Here is a 19010-nt window from a genome sequence, read left to right as displayed (position 1 = left end):
ACTCCCTGTCAGGTGGGAAGGAGAAGTTCAGGATAGCGGGGTGCGGAAATTCATCCCATCATTCTATGATGGGCTGCATGTCCACCGCAGCTGAGACCACCGACCTGCCCGTCGAGACCTCCCCGTCCGCCGCCCGTCCGGCCCCCCGGCACCTCGGCTGGCTGCTCGCGGTGGCCGTCGCGGTGGCCGCGCTCAACCTGCGCCCGGTGGTCACCAGCCTCGGCCCGCTGCTCAAACCGGTCCAGGCGGACCTGCACATGAGCGGCACGGTGGCCGGGCTGCTCGCCGCGGTCCCCTCGCTCTGCTTCGCGCTGTTCGGCCTCGCCGCCCCGGCGCTGTCCCGCCGGTTCGGGCCGGTCGTGGTGGTGACCGCCGGCATGGGCGCGATCGCGCTGGGCGTGCTGGCCCGTTCGTTCAGCGGCGGCACCGCGGTCTTCCTGCTGCTGACCGCCGTGGCGCTGGCCGGTGTCGCGGTCTCCAACGTGCTGATCCCGGTGGTGATCAAGCGGTACTTCCCGGACCGGGTCGGCCCGATGATCGGCCTGTACTCGATGGCGCTCTCGGTCGGCACGGCGGCCGCGGCCGCCGCCACCGTCCCGCTGACCGAGGCGCTCGGCGGCAGCTGGCGCGAGGGTCTCGGCAGTTGGGGCCTGCTCGCCGTGGCGGGCCTGCTGATCTGGCTGGTCACCGCGTTCCTCCGGCGGGACCGCTCCGGCGGGGCCGAGGCACCCGCCGCGACCACCAAGCTGCCAATCCTGCGCAGCCGGACCGCCTGGGCGCTGGCCGTCTTCCTCGGCCTCCAGGCCACCAGCGCGTACGCCACCATGGGTTTCCTGCCCAGCATCTACCAGGACGCCGGGGTCTCGGACGGCAGCTCGGGGGTGCTGCTGGCGCTGGTGATGGCGGTCAGCGTGCCGGCCTCGTTCATCCTGCCGAACCTCGCCGTCCGGCGCGGTGAGCAGGGGGTCTTCGTGGTGGTACTGGCCCTGTGCGGCATCGTCGGCTACACCGGCCTCGCCTTCGCGGCGGGCACCGTCTCCTGGCTCTGGGCCTGCCTGGTCGGCCTCTCCATGTGTGCCTTCCCGCTCGCCCTCACCATGATCGGCCTGCGCGCCCGCACCCCCGGCGGGGTGGCCCAGCTCTCCGCCTTCGCCCAGAGCATCGGCTACCTGATCTCCATCCCTGGCCCGCTCCTGGTCGGCACCATCCACGAGGTCACCGGCCAGTGGTACCTGCCGCTCGGCTTCCTGGCCCTGCTGCTGATCCCGCAGATGGCCGTCGGCCTGCGGGCGGGCCGGGCGCGGCACATCGAGGACGAAGCCTGACCTGGCGGCGGGGCCGGTGTGAACGGATGCGAGACTTCTGCCCATGCCCGTACTCGAACCGAACCCCCCGAACGGCCAGAAGAAGCTGCTCCAGCTGCTCGGCGTGATCCTCGGCATCGTCGTGCTGGTCGGCGTGATCGCCAGCATCGCCGGCAGCCTCGGCTGACCGACTGTCAGCCACCCCAGGGGGTGGCGCCCCACCGGGCGCCGCGCCCGGCGGCGGGTTTTCTGGAAAGCTCGGGGTATGAGCGCCGACACCCCTCGAAGGATCATCGTTCTCCGCCACGCGAAGGCCGACTGGCCGAACCAGGTGGACGACCACGAGCGTCCGCTGGCCGACCGCGGCCGCGTGCAGGCCCCGGACGCCGGCCGCTGGCTGACCGACTCCGGCATCAACCCCGACTACGTGCTCTGCTCCACCTCGCTGCGGACCAGGGAGACCTGGAAGCTCGCCGTCCACGAGCTGCCCAAGCGCCCGCGGAAGACGGTCTACGAGGACCGGATCTACGAGGCCAGCCCGGGCGAGATCATCGCGGTGCTGCAGGAGACCCCGGACGAGTACCGGGACCTCGTCCTGGTCGGCCACAACCCCGGCGTACTCGGCCTGACCCAGATCCTGGCCGGCGACCAGGGCGACCCCGACGCCCTCACCCGCCTGCGCAACGGCGGCTTCCCGACCGCCGCGATCGCGGTCCTGAGCTTCCCCGGCCCCTGGAAGTCCGTCGAGCCCGGCATCGCCAGCCTGGACACCTTCCACACCCCGCACGAGGACTGAGCCCGGCAGCCGGAGGGCGGCCCCGCCCTCCGGCTGCTCGTCCGGCTGCCCCGGAGGGCGCCGCGTGGCACCGCCGCGCGGCCTCGACATCCCTGGCTGTGCCGCACGACATCCCCCCGGAGGGCTTCAGTCGTCCGTCGGTGTGCCGTCCAGCTCGTCGGCCGCCTCAACGCCTCTGGCTCTGCCGTCCGGCGCCCCTACCCCCCAGGGGGTGTCAGTCGTCCGTCGGTGTGCCGTCCAGCTCGTCGGCCGCCTCGACCTCTTCGCGGGTGATGCCCAGCAGGTAGAGGACGGTGTCCAGGAAGGGCACGTTGACCGCCGTGTCAGCGGCCTCGCGGACCACCGGCTTGGCGTTGAAGGCGACGCCGAGGCCGGCCGCGTTCAGCATGTCGAGGTCGTTGGCGCCGTCGCCGATGGCGACCGTCTGCTCCAGCGGGACCTTCGCCTGGGCGGCGAACCGCTCCAGCCAGCGGGCCTTGCCGGCCCGGTCGACGATCTCGCCGGTGACCCGGCCGGTGAACTTCCCGTCCACCACCTCAAGGGTGTTGGCGGCGGCGAAGTCCAGGCCGAGCTGCTCGACCAGGTGGTCGGTGACCTGGGTGAAGCCGCCGGAGACGATGGCCACCTGGAAGCCGAGCCGGCGCAGCGTACGGACCAGGGTGCGAGCCCCGGGGGTGAACCGGACCTCGGCGCGGACCTTCTCGGTCACCTCGGCGTCCAGCCCGGCCAGCAGCGCCACCCGCGCGCGCAGCGACTCGGCGAAGTCCAGCTCACCGCGCATCGCGGCGGCGGTCACCTCGGCGACCTTCTGCTCGCAGCCGGCGTGGGCGGCGAACAGCTCGATCACCTCGTCCTGGATCAGGGTCGAGTCGACGTCCATCACCACCAGCCGCTTGGCCCGGCGTTGGAGGCCGGTCCTGACCACCGCGATGTCCACCTGCTGGGCGGCGGCCTCGGGGGCCAGCACGGCCCGCAGCTCCTCGGTCGCCACACCGGAGACGGCCAGTTCGACGGCGGTCACCGGGTACTTGGCGAGCCGGAAGACGCGGTCGATGTTGCCGCCCGCCTCGGTGATCCGGCTGGTCAGCGCGGCGACGGCGACGGCGGTGAGCGGGTGCCCGAGCACGGTGACGTGCGAGCGGCCCTCCCGGCGCGGCCGGTTGTCACCGGTGCCGGAGATGATCTCGGCCTGAAGCTTGAGCTCCTCCGCCCAGCGGTGCACGGTGACGCGGAGCGCCCCCTCGGTGCCGGGCCCGCCGGCCGGGGTGGCCACCAGGACGCAGAGCGTTATCCGGCCACGGGTGACCATCTGCTCGATGTCGATCACGTCCACGCCGAAGTCACCGAGCGTGCTGAACAGCCCTGCGGTGATACCGGGGCGGTCCTTGCCGAAGACCTTGACCAGCAAGGTCCGCTCGTCGTCGTACGACCGGGGCGGCGGGGGGAGGGGCGCAGCGTTCATGGTGCCACCCACGCTACCGGTCGCTCCGCTCCGGCCGACAACGGCGTCCGCCCTCTGGACCGTCGGCCGTACCCGTCCCACTTGGGCGGATAGTGCTCCGGGTTCGCACCTGGAAGGATGGCGGGCCGTCAGTTGTCGGTGGGGACAGGGGTGGGCGGGGACAGTGCCGGAACTGGTAGTGGAGATCGACGGGCAGCAGCAGGTCCTGGACCCGGACCGGACCTACCTGCTCGGCCGCGACCCGGCGGCGGACCTGCGGTTCGAGGACGCCCGGGTGTCCTGGCGGCACGCCACCCTGGCCCCGCACGAGGGCGGCTGGCTGCTCACCGACCACGGAAGCACCAACGGCACCTTCGCCCAGGGCGTCCGGAGCCCGCTGGTCCCGGTCCGGCCCGGCACCGAGATCCGGCTCGGCAGCGCGGCCAGCGGCCCCCGGCTGGTCTTCCGCGCCCCGGCGGCCGCTCCCGTCCCGACCACGCCGGTGCTTCCGCCGGTGCCCTGGCACGCCGCCGTCACCGGGGGCAGCAGCCCCAGCCCGTTCCCGGCCGCCGCGTTCCCCGCCGCCGCCTTCCCGCAGCAGCGCGACCGCTCCGCACCGACCGTGATCCGCAACCTGCCGCCCAGCACCAGGACCATCCGGATCGGCCGGGCGCTGGACAACGACGTGGTCCTGCCCGACCTGCAGATCTCCCGGCACCACGCCGAGCTGCGGCAACTCCCGGACGGCCGGTGGGAGATCGTCGACCTCGGCAGCCACAACGGGATCTTCCTGAACGGTCAGCCGGTGCACCGGGCGCTGGTCGGCGAGCAGGACCGGCTGACCGTCGGCCGCTCCGGCTTCGCGCTGATCGGCGGTCAGCTCCAGGAGTACGTGGACGACGGCGCGGTCACCTTCTCGGCCCGGCACCTGAGCGTGGAGATCCCGCACCGGGGCGGTCGGCGGACCCTGCTCCGGGACGTCGGCTTCACCGTCCCGGAGAAGTCACTGGTCGCTGTGGTCGGCCCGTCCGGCTCCGGCAAGTCCACCCTGCTGCGCGCGCTGACCGGCTACCGCCCGGCGGATCAGGGCCAGGTGCTGTACGACGGGCGCGACCTCTACCGGCAGTTCGCCGAACTGCGGTCCCGGATCGGCCTGGTGCCGCAGTCGGAGATCCTGCACCGGGAGCTGACGGTCCGTACGGCGCTGCGCTACGCCGCCGAACTGCGCTTCCCCGGCGACACCGAGGCGGCCGAACGCGAGCGCCGGATCGACGAGGTGCTGTACGAGCTGCGGCTCGACCAGCGCGCCGACAGCCGGATCAGCACCCTCTCCGGCGGCCAGCAGAAGCGGGTCTCGGTCGCCCTCGAACTGCTCACCAAGCCCTCGCTGATCTTCCTGGACGAGCCCACCTCGGGCCTTGACCCCGGTATGGACCGCGAGGTGATGCAGACCCTTCGCAGACTCGCCGACGACGGCCGCACCGTCCTGGTGGTCACCCACTCGGTGGCCGAACTTTCCCTCTGCGACCGGCTGTTGGTACTCGCCCCCGGCGGCTCGGTGGCCTACTTCGGGCCGCCGGACGAGGCGCTGTACTTCTTCGGCTACCAGAGCTGGGCCGACGTCTTCCAGGCCTTCGAGAACCACCCCGACCACGACTGGGCCGGCCGCTACCGGGGCTCCCCGCACCACCAGGAGTACTCCGCCGACTCGGTCGCCACCCCGCTGCCGGTGCTGCCGGCGGACCGGCCACGGACCGAACCGCCCAAGCCGCAGCGCTGGCGTTCCCAGCTGTGGACCCTGGTCCGGCGCTACCTCGCGGTGATCGGAGCCGACCGGGGCTTCCTGGCCCTCTCGCTGCTGCTGCCGCTGGTGCTCGGCGGCGTCAGCGCGCTGATCCCGGACAGCTGCGGACTGGTCGACTGCGCCGGTCCGGCCGGGAACGCCGGGGCCCGGATGATCCTGCTGGTGCTCGCGGTCGGCGCCTGCCTGGCGGGGGCGGCCAACTCGGTCCGCGAACTGATCAAGGAACGGCCGATCTACGAGCGCGAACGGGCCACCGGGCTGTCCCGCTCCGCGTACCTGATGTCCAAGGTGACCGTGCTCGGCGCGGTCAGTGTGGTGCAGGGCGGACTGATCTCCGCCATCGGCTTCGGCCTGCGTGAGCTGCCCGAGCGCGGCCTGCTGATCACCGGCGCCCCGGCGGTCGAGATGGCCGTCGGCGTGACCCTGCTCGGCTTCGTCTCGATGATGGTCGGCCTGGTGATCTCCGCCCTGGTCCGGACGGCGGAGAAGACCATGCCGTTGCTGGTGATGTTCACCATCGTCCAGCTGGTCTTCACCGGCTCGGTCTTCCAGGTCTACGACGAACCCGGCCTTGAGCAGTTCGCCTGGCTGATGCCCGCCCGCTGGGGCGTCGCCGCCGCGGGCAACACCCTCGACCTGGCCGGCATCTCGCCGGTAGCGCCCGGCACCGACCAGCTCTGGACCCACTCGGTCGGGATGCTGCTCCTCAACTGGCTCGCCCTGCTGGCCTTCGCCGGCCTGCTCGGCCTGCTGGTCAACCGGCTGCAGCGGCGGCACGAGCCCGAGGTGATGCAGCGGGGCTAGCGGCCGCCAACGGGGAGGGGGTGTCACGGCCTCCTGGTCCTCAGGTCCTAGACCTGGCGCCCCATGCCCGGGCCAGGTCCCGACGGTAGCGTGAGGGCATGCCAGCCGAACCAACCCCCTGCGACCCCTCCCTGAGCGGGATCGAGGCCGTCAGCGGCGCCGTCCTGGCGATGAGCCGCCACCTGGAGGTCCGCGAGGTCCTGCGCCGGATCACCGCCGAGGCCCGCACCCTGCTCGGCGCCGAGTACGCCGCCCTCGGCGTGCCCGACGACCACGGCGGCTTCGCCCAGTTCGTGGTGGACGGCATCACCGACGAGCAGTGGAAGGCGATCGGCCCGCTGCCCCGCCAGCACGGCGTACTGGCGGCGATGCTGCACCGGCTCACCCCGACCCGGCTGGACGACGTCCGCCGCGCCCCCGACTTCGAGGGCTGGCCGGACGCGCACCCCGACATGCGGGACTTCCTCGGCATGCCGATCGTGGACGGGACCGAGATCCTCGGGGCGCTGTTCCTGGCAAACAAACACAGCCTGGCGAACAAGGCGGGCGGCTTCACCGCCCATGACGAGGAGCTGCTCCGCATCCTCGCCGCCCACGCCGCGATAGCGCTCGGCAACGCCCGACTGTACGAGCGCAGCCGCGAACTCACCCTGGCCGGCGAGCGGGCCAGGATCGCCCACGACCTGCACGACGCCGTCTCGCAGAAGCTCTTCTCGCTCCGCCTCACCGCCAAGGCCGCCGCCACCCTGGTCGACCGCGACCCGGCCCGGGCCCGCGCCGAACTCGCCGAGGTGGCCAGGCTGGCCGCCGAGGCCGCCGACGAACTCCGCGCCGTGGTGATCGAACTGCGGCCCGCTGCACTGGACGAGGACGGTCTGGTGGCCACCCTGGCCTCGCAGGCCCAGGTGCTCGACCGCGCCCACACCGCCGAGGTCAGGTTCAGCTCGGACGGCGTCCGGACGCTGCCGCCCGGGCAGGAGGCAGCGGTGCTGCGGGTCGCCCAGGAGGCCCTGCACAACGCCCTGCGGCACTCCGGCGCCGAGCTCGTCGAGATCACGCTGACCGGTACGGCCGACCGGGGCGCCCGGCTGCGGGTGCACGACGACGGACGCGGCTTCGACCCCGAGAGCGTCCGCCGGGCGGGCCGGCACCTCGGGCTGGTCTCCATGCGGGACCGGGCCGCCGCGGTGGGAGGGACGCTGTCCCTGGAATCGGCCCCCGGTCAGGGGACCGTCGTCGAACTGGAGGTCCCCGGTGCCTGACACCACGGCACGGATCCGCGTCCTGCTGGTGGACGACCACCAGGTGGTACGGCGAGGGCTGCGCACCTTCCTGGAGGTGCAGGACGACATCGAGGTGGTCGGCGAGGCCGCGGACGGCGCCGAGGGCGTCGAGAAGACCGAGGCTCTCGGACCCGACGTGGTGCTGATGGACCTGAAGATGCCCGGCGTGGACGGGATCGAGGCGCTCAAACTGCTCAAGGAGCGCGGCAGCGCGGCCCGGGTGCTGATCGTGACCAGCTTCACCGAGCACCGGACGATGGTGCCCGCCCTCCGCGCCGGCGCCGCCGGCTACGTCTACAAGGACGTGGACCCGGAGGCACTGGCCGGAGCGATCCGCTCGGTGCACGCCGGACACGTCCTGCTCCAGCCGGAGCTGGCCGCCGCACTCCTCTCGGACGACACCCCGCGAGCGCCCCAGGGCCGGGGCGGGACGCTGACGGAGCGGGAGCGCGAAGTGCTCTCGCACATCGCGGACGGGCGCTCCAACCGGGAGATCGCCCGGGCGCTGCACCTCTCCGAGAAGACGGTGAAGACGCACGTCTCCAACATCCTGATGAAGCTCGACCTCGCCGACCGGACGCAGGCCGCACTCTGGGCCGTGCGCAACAACCAGACCTGACCTCCTGCCGCCCCCGGAGCGAAGCCGCTCAACGAGGCTCGTCGACCATCGCGTTGTAGGCCGCCGCCGTGGCCCGGCGGGCGGTGCGGCCGAGGGGGGCGAGGATCTCGCGGCGGGCCGCCATCTCGGAGGCGCTGACCGCTGCGCCGTGGCCGCCGAGGGCGATCGAGAGCAGGGCGGTGATCTGCCGGGCGGACTCCAGGACCCGTACGGCGCGGGGCGGGTAGCCGGGGGCGAGCAGCTCGGTGTGGCCGCGCTTGCGCCATTCGGTGAGGGACCGCAGGGCTTCCGGGCCGGCCCCGGCGACGTCCAGCTTGGTGAGCAGCACGGTGGTCTCCCGCAGGCTGTCCGCGAGTTCGCGCTCCGCCTCGTGCAGTGACGGGACGTCAGCGGGCGGCCCCTCGTTGACGGGCGAGCAGCGCCACAGCACCCGGACGCCCTGGTCGCCCTCCGGCCCGTACACCTCGATCTCGGGGACGAAGCCGATCGGCAGGCCGACCGCCAGCACGGCTTCGCCGGCGGCGAGGGCGGCGGCGTTGAAGGTGGCGGGGCCGGTCAGGCCGAGCGGGTGGCCGGAGGCGGGCCTGGCCAGCCGCAGGCCGGTGGCACCGAGGGACCGCAGCCTGCCGAGGGCCCAGGCGGGGCTGTGCAGTTCGCCGACGGCGTCGCCGGGCAGGCCGGTGAAGCGGTGGCTCTCGTCGGTGCCGAGCAGGGCCTCGGCGGCCTGGTCGGGAGAGGTGAAACCGCCCAGAAGCGCGTTGCCCCACGCGGTCAGCCGCCCGGAGCGCGGCTCTTCGTACGGATTGTCAGTGGTTGAAGCAGGCATCCGGCCAGCCTACGGAAAGTAGGGCCATCCGCGTGGCGTAGGTTTGGCCTGTGCTGTGAGCGGCGCACCCCCTCCGAGCCTTACCCGGCCCCGGGGTAGGCTGCCCGCCCGCAGCCGACTGTCGACACGAGTGGACCGCACCCCGAGGACCCGCGCGCGCAAAGGGCCTCGGGCGGCCGAATTTTCTGCATTGGGGAAGGCGTAGGCATGAGCGACGTGCTGGAGCTGGTGGACGTTTCCGTGGTCCGGGAGGGGCGCGCGCTGGTCGATCAGGTCTCCTGGTCGATCTCCGAGGGCGAGCGCTGGGTGATCCTGGGCCCGAACGGCGCCGGTAAGACGACCCTGCTCCAGGTCGCCTCCACCTACCTCTTCCCGAGCACGGGCACGGCCGCCGTGCTGGGTGAGAAGCTCGGCGCGGTCGACGTCTTCGAGCTCCGCCAGCGGATCGGCCTGGCCAGCGCCTCGCTGCTGGACAAGCTGCCGACCGACCAGACCGTGTTGCAGACGGTGCTGACCGCCGCGTACGGGATGACCGCCACCTGGCGCGAGCAGTACGAGACCACCGACGAGGTCCGCGCCCTCGCGCTGCTGGACCGGCTCGGCATGGCGGACTTCGTGAACCGGAAGTTCGGCACGCTGTCCGAGGGCGAGCGCAAGCGCACCATGATCGCCCGCGCGCTGATGACCGACCCCGAGCTGCTGCTGCTGGACGAGCCGGCCGCCGGTCTCGACCTCGGCGGCCGGGAGGACCTGGTCCGCAGGCTCGGCGCGCTGGCCCAGGACGAGTTCGCCCCGGCGATGGCGATGGTCACCCACCACGTCGAGGAGATCGCGCCCGGGTTCACCCACGTGCTGATGATCCGTCAGGGCAAGGTGCTCACCGCGGGCCCGATCGACACCGAGCTGACGGCGCGCAACCTCTCGCTCTGCTTCGGTCTCCCGCTGACCCTGGAGCGGCACGGCGACCGCTGGTCCGCGCAGGGCCTGCCGCTCGGCTGACGCGGGTACTGAACGTACTGAACTGGGACCGGTCGTACGTACGGCCGGTTTCCGCCCGTCCACCTGCGGGAACTTTCCGCCGGGAGAGACCTCACCTCCTTAGGATGGCCCTGTGGACAGCTGGATCTGGTGGCTCCTGGCCGCCGTCGGCCTCGGCATACCGCTGGTACTCACCGCGATGCCGGAATTCGCCATGTTCGCGATCGGCGCCGGGGCGGCCGCCGGCGCCGCCGGACTCGGAGTCGGGGTGGTGGGGCAGTTCCTGATCTTCGTGGGCGTCTCGGTCGCCCTGCTGGTCGTGGTCCGCCCGATCGCGTACCGCCAGCTCAAGCAGGGGCCGGGAATCCGGACCGGGATCGACGCGCTGACCGGCGCCACCGCCATCGTGCAGGAGCAGGTCGACGCGCAGGGCGGGCGGATCAAGCTGAACGGCGAGATCTGGTCGGCCCGGGCGCTCCACCCCGGCAGTGTCTACGAGCCGGGTCAGCAGGTCGACGTCGTCGAAATCCAGGGCGCCACCGCCCTGGTCGTCTAGGGGAGAACGCGTGGAACCCGTCCTTATCGTGCTGGTCGTCCTGGTCGTGGTGGCCTTCATCGCACTGATCAAGACGATCCAGGTGATCCCGCAGGCCAGTGCGGCCATCGTGGAGCGTTTCGGCCGCTACACGCGGACGCTGAACGCCGGCCTGAACATCGTGGTCCCGTTCATCGACCGGGTCCGGAACCGGATCGACCTGCGCGAGCAGGTCGTCCCCTTCCCTCCGCAGCCGGTGATCACCCAGGACAACCTGGTGGTCAACATCGACACGGTGATCTACTACCAGGTCACCGACGCCCGGGCCGCCACCTACGAGGTTGCCAGCTACATCCAGGCGATCGAGCAGCTCACCGTCACCACCCTGCGCAACATCATCGGCTCGATGGACCTGGAGTCCACCCTGACGTCCCGTGAGGTGATCAACGCGGGCCTGCGCGGCGTCCTCGACGAGGCCACCGGCAAGTGGGGCATCCGGGTCAACCGGGTCGAGCTCAAGGCGATCGAGCCGCCGACCTCCATCCAGGACTCGATGGAGAAGCAGATGCGCGCCGACCGTGACAAGCGCGCCGCCATCCTCACCGCCGAGGGCTCCCGGCAGGCCGCCATCCTGCGGGCCGAGGGTGAGAAGCAGGCGGCGGTGCTCACCGCTGAGGGTGAGGCGCAGGCCGCGGTGCTCCGGGCCGACGGTGAGGCCGCCGCGATCCGGACCGTCTTCGAGGCGATCCACGAGGGCGACGCGGACCAGAAGCTGCTCGCCTACCAGTACCTGCAGACCCTGCCCGAGCTGGCCAAGGGCGACGCCAACAAGCTCTGGATCATCCCGAGCGAGATCGGCGACGCGCTCAAGGGCATCGGCGGCGCCTTCGGCAACGCGACCGGTGGTGGCGCCCCCGCCGCCCAGGCCGGCTCCCCGATCCAGGTCGACCGCCCGACCGGGCCCCGCCCGGTCGACACCGACAAGGGCGCCGCCCGTCCCCGGGTGGAACCCAACCGCGAGTACCCGAAGCTCGACCCCGAGTAGAGACCCCGGCCGGGCCCGTTCTCCCCTCGGAGAGCGGGCCCGTTTCCGTACCCCCTCTGGCCCCGGGCCGCCCCGGTGATGCATGATCAGCGGCACAACTGCTCGGCCCCGCCCGGACGCGAGCCCCCGTGCCGTGTACCGGACCGGGCCAGAAACTGGGGTACTCATGACGCTCTGGGAGGGGCTCGCCGTCCTGCTCGCCGGCATCGGCGCCGGGACCATCAACACCGTGGTCGGGTCCGGCACCCTGATCACCTTCCCGGTCCTGCTCGCCTTCGGCGTGCCGCCGGTGACCGCCAACGTCTCCAACACCATCGGCCTGGTGCCGGGCACGCTCAGCGGCGCGATCGGCTACCGCCGCGAACTCACCGGCCAGCGCGGCCGGTTGATCCGGATGGGCACCGCCTCGCTGCTCGGCGGACTGCTCGGCGCGTACCTGCTGGTCAAGCTGCCCAGCGCGGCGTTCGACACGATCGTGCCGGTGCTGATCCTGCTCGCCCTGGTGCTGGTGGTGATCCAGCCCCGGGTGGCCAGGGCGATGGCCGCCCGGAAGCGCGAGGGTTCGACCGCCGAACTCGGGCCGCTGCTGCTCGGCGGGGTCTTTCTGACCGGCATCTACGGCGGCTACTTCGGCGCAGCCCAGGGCGTCCTGCTGGTGGCCCTGATAGGCATGCTGCTCCAGGACTCCATGCAGCGGATCAACGGCGCCAAGAACGTGCTCGCCCTGATCGTCAACGCGGTGGCGGCGGTGTTCTTCCTCTTCACCTCGGAGATCGACTGGACCGCCGTCCTGCTCATCGCGGTCGGCTCCACCCTCGGCGGCCAGCTCGGCGCCAAGGTCGGCCGCCGCCTGCCGCCGCCCGCGCTGCGCGGGGTGATCGTCGCCGTCGGCCTGGTCGCGGTGACCCGAATGCTGCTCAGCTGAGCCCGGTCCGGGCACCCGCTCGTACGCTGGGCCCATGAGCAATCGCACCCGACTGACCGACGATCAGATCACGGCCGGCCTGGCCGCCCTCCCGGACTGGACCCGGGAGGGCGAGGCCATCGTCCGGACCGCCGAGACGGCCGGCTTCCCGACCGCGATCGCGGTGGTCGACGCGGTGGCGGTGGCAGCCGAGGAACTCGACCACCACCCCGACATCGACATCCGCTGGCGCACCCTGCGGTTCGTCCTGTCCACCCACAGCGCGGGCGGCCTGACCGAGCTCGACCTCACCATGGCGGCCAGGATCGACCAGGCGCTGCGCACCGTCTGATCCCCCGTGAGATGCCCGATTGCTCCGGTTCCGGACGGGATGGTCCGACCGGCGTGAGATGCTGACTGCCGCCAGCAAGCAGCAGTCGGACGGACGGAACGGTATGGCTCAGGACCACTCCGGCACGGCCGGGCAGGAGCCGGTCGGCTACGACTACCAGCAGGGGTGGTACCCGACCCCGGAGCAGCAGCCGTACGGCGAGCAGCCCTACGGGTACCAGGACCAGCAGTGGCAGTCCGCCGTGCCGCAGCAGCAGTACCAGCAGGCCGGAGCCGGGTACGAGCAGCAGCTGTACGCGCCGCCGTCCTACCAGCAGCCGTACGAGCCGTCCCCGTACGAGACGCCGTCCTTCGAGCCGCCGGGTCACGAGCCGCCGGGCCATGAACCGCCGTCCTTCGAACCGGTCGTGCAGGCCGAACCGGCGGCGCCCGTGGTGGCGCCCGAGCCCGCCGGGCCCGTCGTCGCCGCCCCGGTCCGCAAGGTGTCACCCGTCGACCGGGTGAAGGACCTGGCCGCATCGGTGATCTCCGGGGAGCACGCGCCGGGCAAGCGCGCCCTGCTGATCCGTACCGGGGCCGGGGTCGCCGCACTGGCCGTCCTGATCACGGCCGGCGTGATGGTGACCGCCGACCAGTCCGACGGTGGGGGAGCGGCTGGCGGCCCGGCCGAGATCCCGAAGACGTTCACCGTCGCGCACGCCCGGGCGTGGGCCGCCCAGCCCGCCACCGCTCCGGCCACCGGCGCCGACGACACGCTGGTCGGCAGCTGGCTGCTGGCCGACGCGGTGGTCCGCTCCGACAGCACCGGCGTGCACGCCTACGCGCTCGCCGACGGCAAGCCCACCTGGACGGTCGCCCCGCCCGCCGAGGGTGCCATCCCGTGCGGTCTCTCACCCACGGTCAGTCCGGCGGGCCTGGGTGCCGCACTGTTCCGGGTCTCGGCCGATCCGAAGAGCGCCTGCACCCTGGTCACCGCCGTCGACACCAAGACCGGCAAGACGAACTGGGCCAAGCCGCTCTCCGACGCCAAGGACGGCTACGGCGCCCACGTCGCGGTGCTGGAGGACAAGGTGGTCGCGGTCGGGGACGACCGGGCGACCGCCTGGGCCGCCGCCGACGGCAAGGACCTCTGGACGTACGGCGGCCAGGGCAAGTTCTGCACGCTGAGCGGCGGCGCGAGCGGCAAGACCGTCCTGCTGCACAGCACCTGCGCCGACAGCACGCCCGCCGACCAAGCGGTCTCGCTGAACGCCGAGGACGGCAAGCTGCACTGGTGGCGCGGGCTGAACAACCAGCCCAAGACCGTCACCGTGCTCTCCGCCGAGCCCGCCGTGGTGCTCACCACCGGCGCGCAGCCCACCGACGACCGGGTCTTCGCCTGGGGCGCCACCGGCGACCCGGCCGCCGAGATCCCGGTCACCGCCGAGGGCGGCAGGCTCGGCGTCACCCGGGGCAGCTTCGACCCCACCCCGACGGTGTTCTTCCAGGACCAGACCTTGCTGAGCACCCTGGTCCCGGCCGACGGCGGCAAGTCCTCGGCCGTCGGCTATGACCTGACGACCGGTAAGGCGCGCTGGAAGACCCCGGTCGCCGAGAAGGGCAAGTCCGTCCCGGTCGGTGTGGAGAACGGCGCCCTGCTGCTGGCCGGCGACGAGCGCCTGGACCAGCCTGCCCACCTCAGCCGGTACGCCGTCACCGACGGCCGGGCCACCGCAGGCGGCGGCTACCCCCAGGGCACCGGCTCGCTGCTGACCTCCGGCCGGGTGCTCACCGGCGGCGGCAAGGTCGTCGTGCTGCCCGAGCACTCGGCAAACTTCGGCGTCGCGGGCGCCTTCCAGGCCAAGAGCTGACGGTGCGTCGAAAAGACTCATGGGCCGAAAGACTCATGGGCCGACCCGTCCCCCGATCGGGTCGGCCCACGCTCTGGGGCGGCGGGGCTCACGCCACCGCCGCAGCCGGCAGCCAGGCCGCCAGCTCGTGCATCTCACTGCGGTGCAGACCGAGCGCCAGCATCAGCGTCGCCTCCGGTGTCGGCTCGAACGGCTTGCGCAGGAGCCTCATCCCGGCCTGCTCCGGCGTCCGGTCGGCCTTGCGCTGGTTGTCCTCCGCGCAGGCTGCGACGGTGTTCAACCAGGAGTCGGCGCCACCGCGCGACTTCGGGTGCAGGTGGTCCACCGTGGTAGCCCGTCGGCCGCAGTACGCACACAGGTGCTGGTCCCGGACCAGCACACCCCGCCGCGACCACGGGGCCCGTTGTCGGAACGGCACCCGGACGTAGCGTTGGAGTCTGATCACCCGGGGCACCGGTACGGAGATGCCGGTCGCCCGCACCACACCGAGCGGATGGGCCTGCTCGACCACGGCCTTGTCCTGGAGTACCAGCACCACGGCGCGCTTCAGGGACACCGTCGTCAGCGGTTCGTAGCTCGCGTTCAGAACCAGCGTGTTGCGCACCTCGGCCACCTCCCTGCGGGCCTGCCGACGGCACGCCCGTCCCGTACCAGTCCGCCGCTCGGCGGGACTCCACTCTGACCCGCGTCGGGGCTGCGAACAACGGAATTTCCGGCACCGGGCGGCCACAGCGAAAAGTCGCTGGCCGGGACCGCGTAGGCTCTAGGACGCTGGAGTCGTCCAGGTGCGGGGCCCGACGGAACGGGCCCGAGCGCGGACCTGGCGCCCGACCGAAGGAGAAGCGTGACCGTGACGGACATCGTCGACGAGCTGCGGTGGCGAGGGCTGATCGCCCTGTCCACCGACGAGGACGCACTGCGCAAGGCGTTCGCGGACGGCCCGGTCACGTTCTATTGCGGCTTCGACCCGACGGCCCCCAGCCTCCACCTCGGCAACCTGGTGCAGATCCTCACCATGCGCAGGATCCAGCAGGCCGGAAACTTCCCGCTCGGCCTGGTCGGTGGCGCCACCGGCCTGATCGGTGACCCCAAGCCCACTGCGGAGCGGGTGCTCAACGAACCCGAGACGGTCGCGCGGTGGGTGGAGCGCGTGCGCGGCCAGGTGGCGAAGTACCTCGACTTCGAGGGCGAGTACGCGGCCCGCATGGTCAACAACCTGGACTGGACGTCGGGCATGTCGGCGATCAGTCTGCTGCGCGACGTGGGCAAGTACTTCCGGGTCAACGGCATGATCGCCAAGGAGGCGGTCGCCCGGCGGCTGAACTCCGAGGCCGGCATCTCGTACACCGAGTTCAGCTACCAGATCCTCCAGGGCATGGACTACCTGGAGCTGTTCCGCCGCTACAACTGCACCTTGCAGACCGGCGGCAGCGACCAGTGGGGCAACCTCACCGCGGGCAGTGACCTGATCCGCAAAGCCGAGGGCAAGCCGGTCCACCTGCTCGCCACCCCGCTCATCGTCAAGGCCGACGGCACCAAGTTCGGCAAGACCGAGTCCGGCACGATCTGGCTGGATCCGGAGCTGACCACCCCGTACGCCTTCTACCAGTTCTGGCTGAACGCGGACGACCGGGACGTCTCGAACTTCCTGCGCATCTTCTCGTTCCGGTCCCGGGAGGAGATCGAGGAGCTGGAGCGCGAGACCGCCGAGCGCCCGCAGGCCCGGCTGGGCCAGCGGGCCCTGGCCGAGGAACTCACCACCCTGGTACATGGTGCCGACCAGTACGAGCGCGCGGTCGCCGCCTCGAAGGCCCTCTTCGGTCAGGGCGACCTCGCCGACCTGGAGCCCGCCACCCTGGCCGCAGCTCTCGCCGAGGTCCCCAAGGCCACGGTCACCGAGCTGCTCCCCGTGGTGGACCTGCTGGTCGAGGTCGGCCTCGCCCCCAGCCGCTCGGGCGCCCGCCGCACCATCAAGGAGGGCGGCGCCTACCTGAACAACGCGAAGGTCGCCGACGAGGAGGCCGTACCGGCCAACTCGGACCTGCTGCACGGCCGTTGGCTGGTGCTGCGGCGCGGAAAGCGCAACCTGGCCGCGATCGAGCTCGCCTCGAACTAGTGTCAGTTGGCTGAAACCGCACGCCTGTTGAGCTGCGGAGCAGTCAAGGAGGGGCCGGATCTGGACAGATCCGGCCCCTCTGTGTTTGACGCGGGCCGCGCAGTGCCTTAACGTAGTCCGAGTCGCTGAAACCGGGTCACACCGGACAGCGGAACCCCCAAACTCTGACGAACTGCTTCGTCGCGCGCCCTTCGAATGACAATTCGAGCGGGAAAAGCGGGCCGAATAGCTCTGATACAGTTCGGGAGAGCCGAAAGATGAAATGAAACTCCGGAAAACGGAGCGGAAAACGTCTGATAAGCTCGGAACACGAAAGAACGAACGAAGCGCCCGGAGGGTCCGCCTGATAAGCGGCTCGAAGGAAGTGTCCGTTCCTTGAGAACTCAACAGCGTGCCAAAAGTCAACGCCAGATATGTTGACATCCCCGGCCTCACTTTGTGGGGTTGGAGATTCCTTTATGAAGTAAAACACTAGCGAGGACGCAGTGCGCGGGGCCGCCTATTCCGGTGGTTGCCGTGCCGCTCAACGCGAGTGGCTCGCGAGATTACTCGCAGACATTCACGGAGAGTTTGATCCTGGCTCAGGACGAACGCTGGCGGCGTGCTTAACACATGCAAGTCGAACGATGAAGCTCTTCGGAGTGGATTAGTGGCGAACGGGTGAGTAACACGTGGGAAATCTGCCCTGCACTCTGGGACAAGCCTTGGAAACGAGGTCTAATACCGGATATGACCTTCCTCTGCATGGGGGTTGGTGGAAAGCTCCGGCGGTGCAGGATGATCCCGCGGCCTATCAGCTTGTTGGTGGGGTAATGGCCTACCAAGGCGACGACGGGTAGCCGGCCTGAGAGGGCGACCGGCCACACTGGGACTGAGACACGGCCCAGACTCCTACGGGAGGCAGCAGTGGGGAATATTGCACAATGGGCGAAAGCCTGATGCAGCGACGCCGCGTGAGGGATGACGGCCTTCGGGTTGTAAACCTCTTTCAGCAGGGAAGAAGCGCAAGTGACGGTACCTGCAGAAGAAGCACCGGCTAACTACGTGCCAGCAGCCGCGGTAATACGTAGGGTGCGAGCGTTGTCCGGAATTATTGGGCGTAAAGAGCTCGTAGGCGGCTTGTCGCGTCGGTTGTGAAAGCCCGGGGCTTAACCCCGGGTCTGCATTCGATACGGGCAGGCTTGAGTGTGGTAGGGGAGATCGGAATTCCTGGTGTAGCGGTGAAATGCGCAGATATCAGGAGGAACACCGGTGGCGAAGGCGGATCTCTGGGCCATTACTGACGCTGAGGAGCGAAAGCGTGGGGAGCGAACAGGATTAGATACCCTGGTAGTCCACGCCGTAAACGTTGGGAACTAGGTGTTGGCGACATTCCACGTCGTCGGTGCCGCAGCTAACGCATTAAGTTCCCCGCCTGGGGAGTACGGCCGCAAGGCTAAAACTCAAAGGAATTGACGGGGGCCCGCACAAGCAGCGGAGCATGTGGCTTAATTCGACGCAACGCGAAGAACCTTACCAAGGCTTGACATATACCGGAAACGGCTAGAGATAGTCGCCCCCTTGTGGTCGGTATACAGGTGGTGCATGGTTGTCGTCAGCTCGTGTCGTGAGATGTTGGGTTAAGTCCCGCAACGAGCGCAACCCTTGTTCTGTGTTGCCAGCATGCCTTTCGGGGTGATGGGGACTCACAGGAGACTGCCGGGGTCAACTCGGAGGAAGGTGGGGACGACGTCAAATCATCATGCCCCTTATGTCTTGGGCTGCACACGTGCTACAATGGTCGGTACAAAGGGCTGCGATGCCGCGAGGCGGAGCGAATCCCAAAAAGCCGGCCTCAGTTCGGATTGGGGTCTGCAACTCGACCCCATGAAGTTGGAGTTGCTAGTAATCGCAGATCAGCATGCTGCGGTGAATACGTTCCCGGGCCTTGTACACACCGCCCGTCACGTCACGAAAGTCGGTAACACCCGAAGCCGGTGGCCTAACCCGTAAGGGGAGGAGCCGTCGAAGGTGGGACCAGCGATTGGGACGAAGTCGTAACAAGGTAGCCGTACCGGAAGGTGCGGCTGGATCACCTCCTTTCTAAGGAGCACATAGCCAGACCGAGACGAATGCTCTCGGTTGGTTGCTCATGGGTGGAACGTTGACTATTCGGCACACACGGTTGAAGCCGTCAGTACTGTCCTTCGGGGCGTGGAACGCGGTGGATGGCGGGTGTGTCGGGCACGTTGTTGGGTCCTGAGGGAACGGCCGTGAGGCTGTTGCTTCAGTGCCGGTCCTACTTGAGGACATCCTGTCAGGGGTGCCGAGGGTGGGTGTCTGGTCGTTGTTTGAGAACTGCACAGTGGACGCGA

The 19010-nt window shown here is 70.4% G+C and carries 16 protein-coding genes and 1 rRNA gene; 14 read left to right on the top strand and 3 right to left on the bottom strand.

The annotated features are described in order from the left end of the window. Positions 1-77 precede the first annotated feature (77 nt). The 3 genes from ACKUU6_RS08715 (at position 78) to ACKUU6_RS08705 (ending at position 2100) form a co-directional block, all read left to right on the top strand. Positions 78-1325, top strand: a complete 1248-nt coding sequence (locus tag ACKUU6_RS08715) for a CynX/NimT family MFS transporter (protein ID WP_407987902.1) — start codon at positions 78-80, stop codon at positions 1323-1325. A 43-nt stretch (positions 1326-1368) separates the two neighbouring features. Next, complete coding sequence (locus ACKUU6_RS08710; protein WP_407987901.1) at positions 1369-1491, top strand: SGM_5486 family transporter-associated protein; 123 nt, start codon at positions 1369-1371, stop codon at positions 1489-1491. Between the two features lie 78 nt (positions 1492-1569). Further along, positions 1570-2100 carry a SixA phosphatase family protein gene (locus tag ACKUU6_RS08705; RefSeq protein WP_407987900.1) on the top strand — a complete coding sequence of 177 codons (531 nt, stop codon included), beginning with the start codon at positions 1570-1572 and terminating at the stop codon, positions 2098-2100. 214 nt (positions 2101-2314) lie between these two features. Here ACKUU6_RS08705 and serB read toward each other — a convergent pair whose 3' ends face one another. Continuing rightward, a complete protein-coding gene (serB, locus tag ACKUU6_RS08700) occupies positions 2315-3562 on the bottom strand; it encodes a phosphoserine phosphatase SerB (RefSeq protein WP_407987899.1) in 1248 nt (415 codons plus the stop codon). A 163-nt stretch (positions 3563-3725) separates the two neighbouring features. On the opposite strand from serB, the gene ACKUU6_RS08695 reads away from it, so the two are divergent. The 3 genes from ACKUU6_RS08695 to ACKUU6_RS08685 all read left to right on the top strand — a co-directional run bounded on the left by ACKUU6_RS08695 (position 3726) and on the right by ACKUU6_RS08685 (position 8051). Further along, the gene (locus ACKUU6_RS08695) at positions 3726-6149 is read left to right on the top strand and encodes an FHA domain-containing protein (RefSeq protein WP_407987898.1); all 2424 of its coding nucleotides are present in this window, start codon (positions 3726-3728) and stop codon (positions 6147-6149) included. Between the two features lie 98 nt (positions 6150-6247). Further along, complete coding sequence (locus tag ACKUU6_RS08690) at positions 6248-7411, top strand: GAF domain-containing sensor histidine kinase (RefSeq protein WP_407987897.1); 1164 nt, start codon at positions 6248-6250, stop codon at positions 7409-7411. Beyond that, entirely contained in the window at positions 7404-8051 is a 648-nt protein-coding gene (locus ACKUU6_RS08685) for a response regulator (RefSeq protein ID WP_407987896.1), read from the top strand. The genes ACKUU6_RS08690 and ACKUU6_RS08685 overlap by 8 nt, the downstream gene beginning before the upstream one ends. A 28-nt stretch (positions 8052-8079) precedes the next feature. Here the strand turns inward: ACKUU6_RS08685 and ACKUU6_RS08680 are convergent, their stop codons facing one another. Beyond that, entirely contained in the window at positions 8080-8877 is a 798-nt protein-coding gene (locus tag ACKUU6_RS08680; RefSeq protein ID WP_407987895.1) for a hypothetical protein, read from the bottom strand. Between the two features lie 207 nt (positions 8878-9084). Between ACKUU6_RS08680 and ACKUU6_RS08675 the strand changes: the two genes are divergently transcribed. From ACKUU6_RS08675 to ACKUU6_RS08650, 6 genes are all read left to right on the top strand, one after another. After that, positions 9085-9876: an ABC transporter ATP-binding protein gene (locus ACKUU6_RS08675; protein ID WP_407987894.1), complete on the top strand. Its 792-nt coding sequence runs from the start codon at positions 9085-9087 to the stop codon at positions 9874-9876. Positions 9877-9988: 112 nt separating this feature from the next. Then, entirely contained in the window at positions 9989-10411 is a 423-nt protein-coding gene (locus ACKUU6_RS08670) for an NfeD family protein (protein WP_407987893.1), read from the top strand. Positions 10412-10421: 10 nt separating this feature from the next. After that, on the top strand, positions 10422-11435 hold the full coding sequence (locus tag ACKUU6_RS08665) for an SPFH domain-containing protein (protein ID WP_407987892.1): 1014 nt from the start codon (positions 10422-10424) through the stop codon (positions 11433-11435). Between the two features lie 166 nt (positions 11436-11601). Next, positions 11602-12360 carry a sulfite exporter TauE/SafE family protein gene (locus tag ACKUU6_RS08660; protein WP_407987891.1) on the top strand — a complete coding sequence of 253 codons (759 nt, stop codon included), beginning with the start codon at positions 11602-11604 and terminating at the stop codon, positions 12358-12360. 34 nt (positions 12361-12394) lie between these two features. Continuing rightward, on the top strand, positions 12395-12691 hold the full coding sequence (locus ACKUU6_RS08655) for a 4a-hydroxytetrahydrobiopterin dehydratase (RefSeq protein WP_407987890.1): 297 nt from the start codon (positions 12395-12397) through the stop codon (positions 12689-12691). Positions 12692-12794: 103 nt separating this feature from the next. Beyond that, complete coding sequence (locus tag ACKUU6_RS08650) at positions 12795-14540, top strand: PQQ-binding-like beta-propeller repeat protein (RefSeq protein WP_407987889.1); 1746 nt, start codon at positions 12795-12797, stop codon at positions 14538-14540. Between the two features lie 88 nt (positions 14541-14628). Here the strand turns inward: ACKUU6_RS08650 and ACKUU6_RS08645 are convergent, their stop codons facing one another. Then, entirely contained in the window at positions 14629-15144 is a 516-nt protein-coding gene (locus tag ACKUU6_RS08645; RefSeq protein WP_407987888.1) for an HNH endonuclease, read from the bottom strand. Between the two features lie 246 nt (positions 15145-15390). On the opposite strand from ACKUU6_RS08645, the gene tyrS reads away from it, so the two are divergent. Next, positions 15391-16656 carry a tyrosine--tRNA ligase gene (gene tyrS, locus ACKUU6_RS08640; protein WP_407992069.1) on the top strand — a complete coding sequence of 422 codons (1266 nt, stop codon included), beginning with the start codon at positions 15391-15393 and terminating at the stop codon, positions 16654-16656. Positions 16657-17214: 558 nt separating this feature from the next. Further along, a 16S ribosomal RNA gene (locus tag ACKUU6_RS08635) occupies positions 17215-18738 on the top strand. Positions 18739-19010: the final 272 nt, after the last annotated feature.

The organism is Kitasatospora sp. CMC57, assembly GCF_045866025.2.
Lineage (GTDB): Bacteria > Actinomycetota > Actinomycetes > Streptomycetales > Streptomycetaceae > Kitasatospora.
This window is presented reverse-complemented; position numbering and strand designations above follow the sequence as displayed.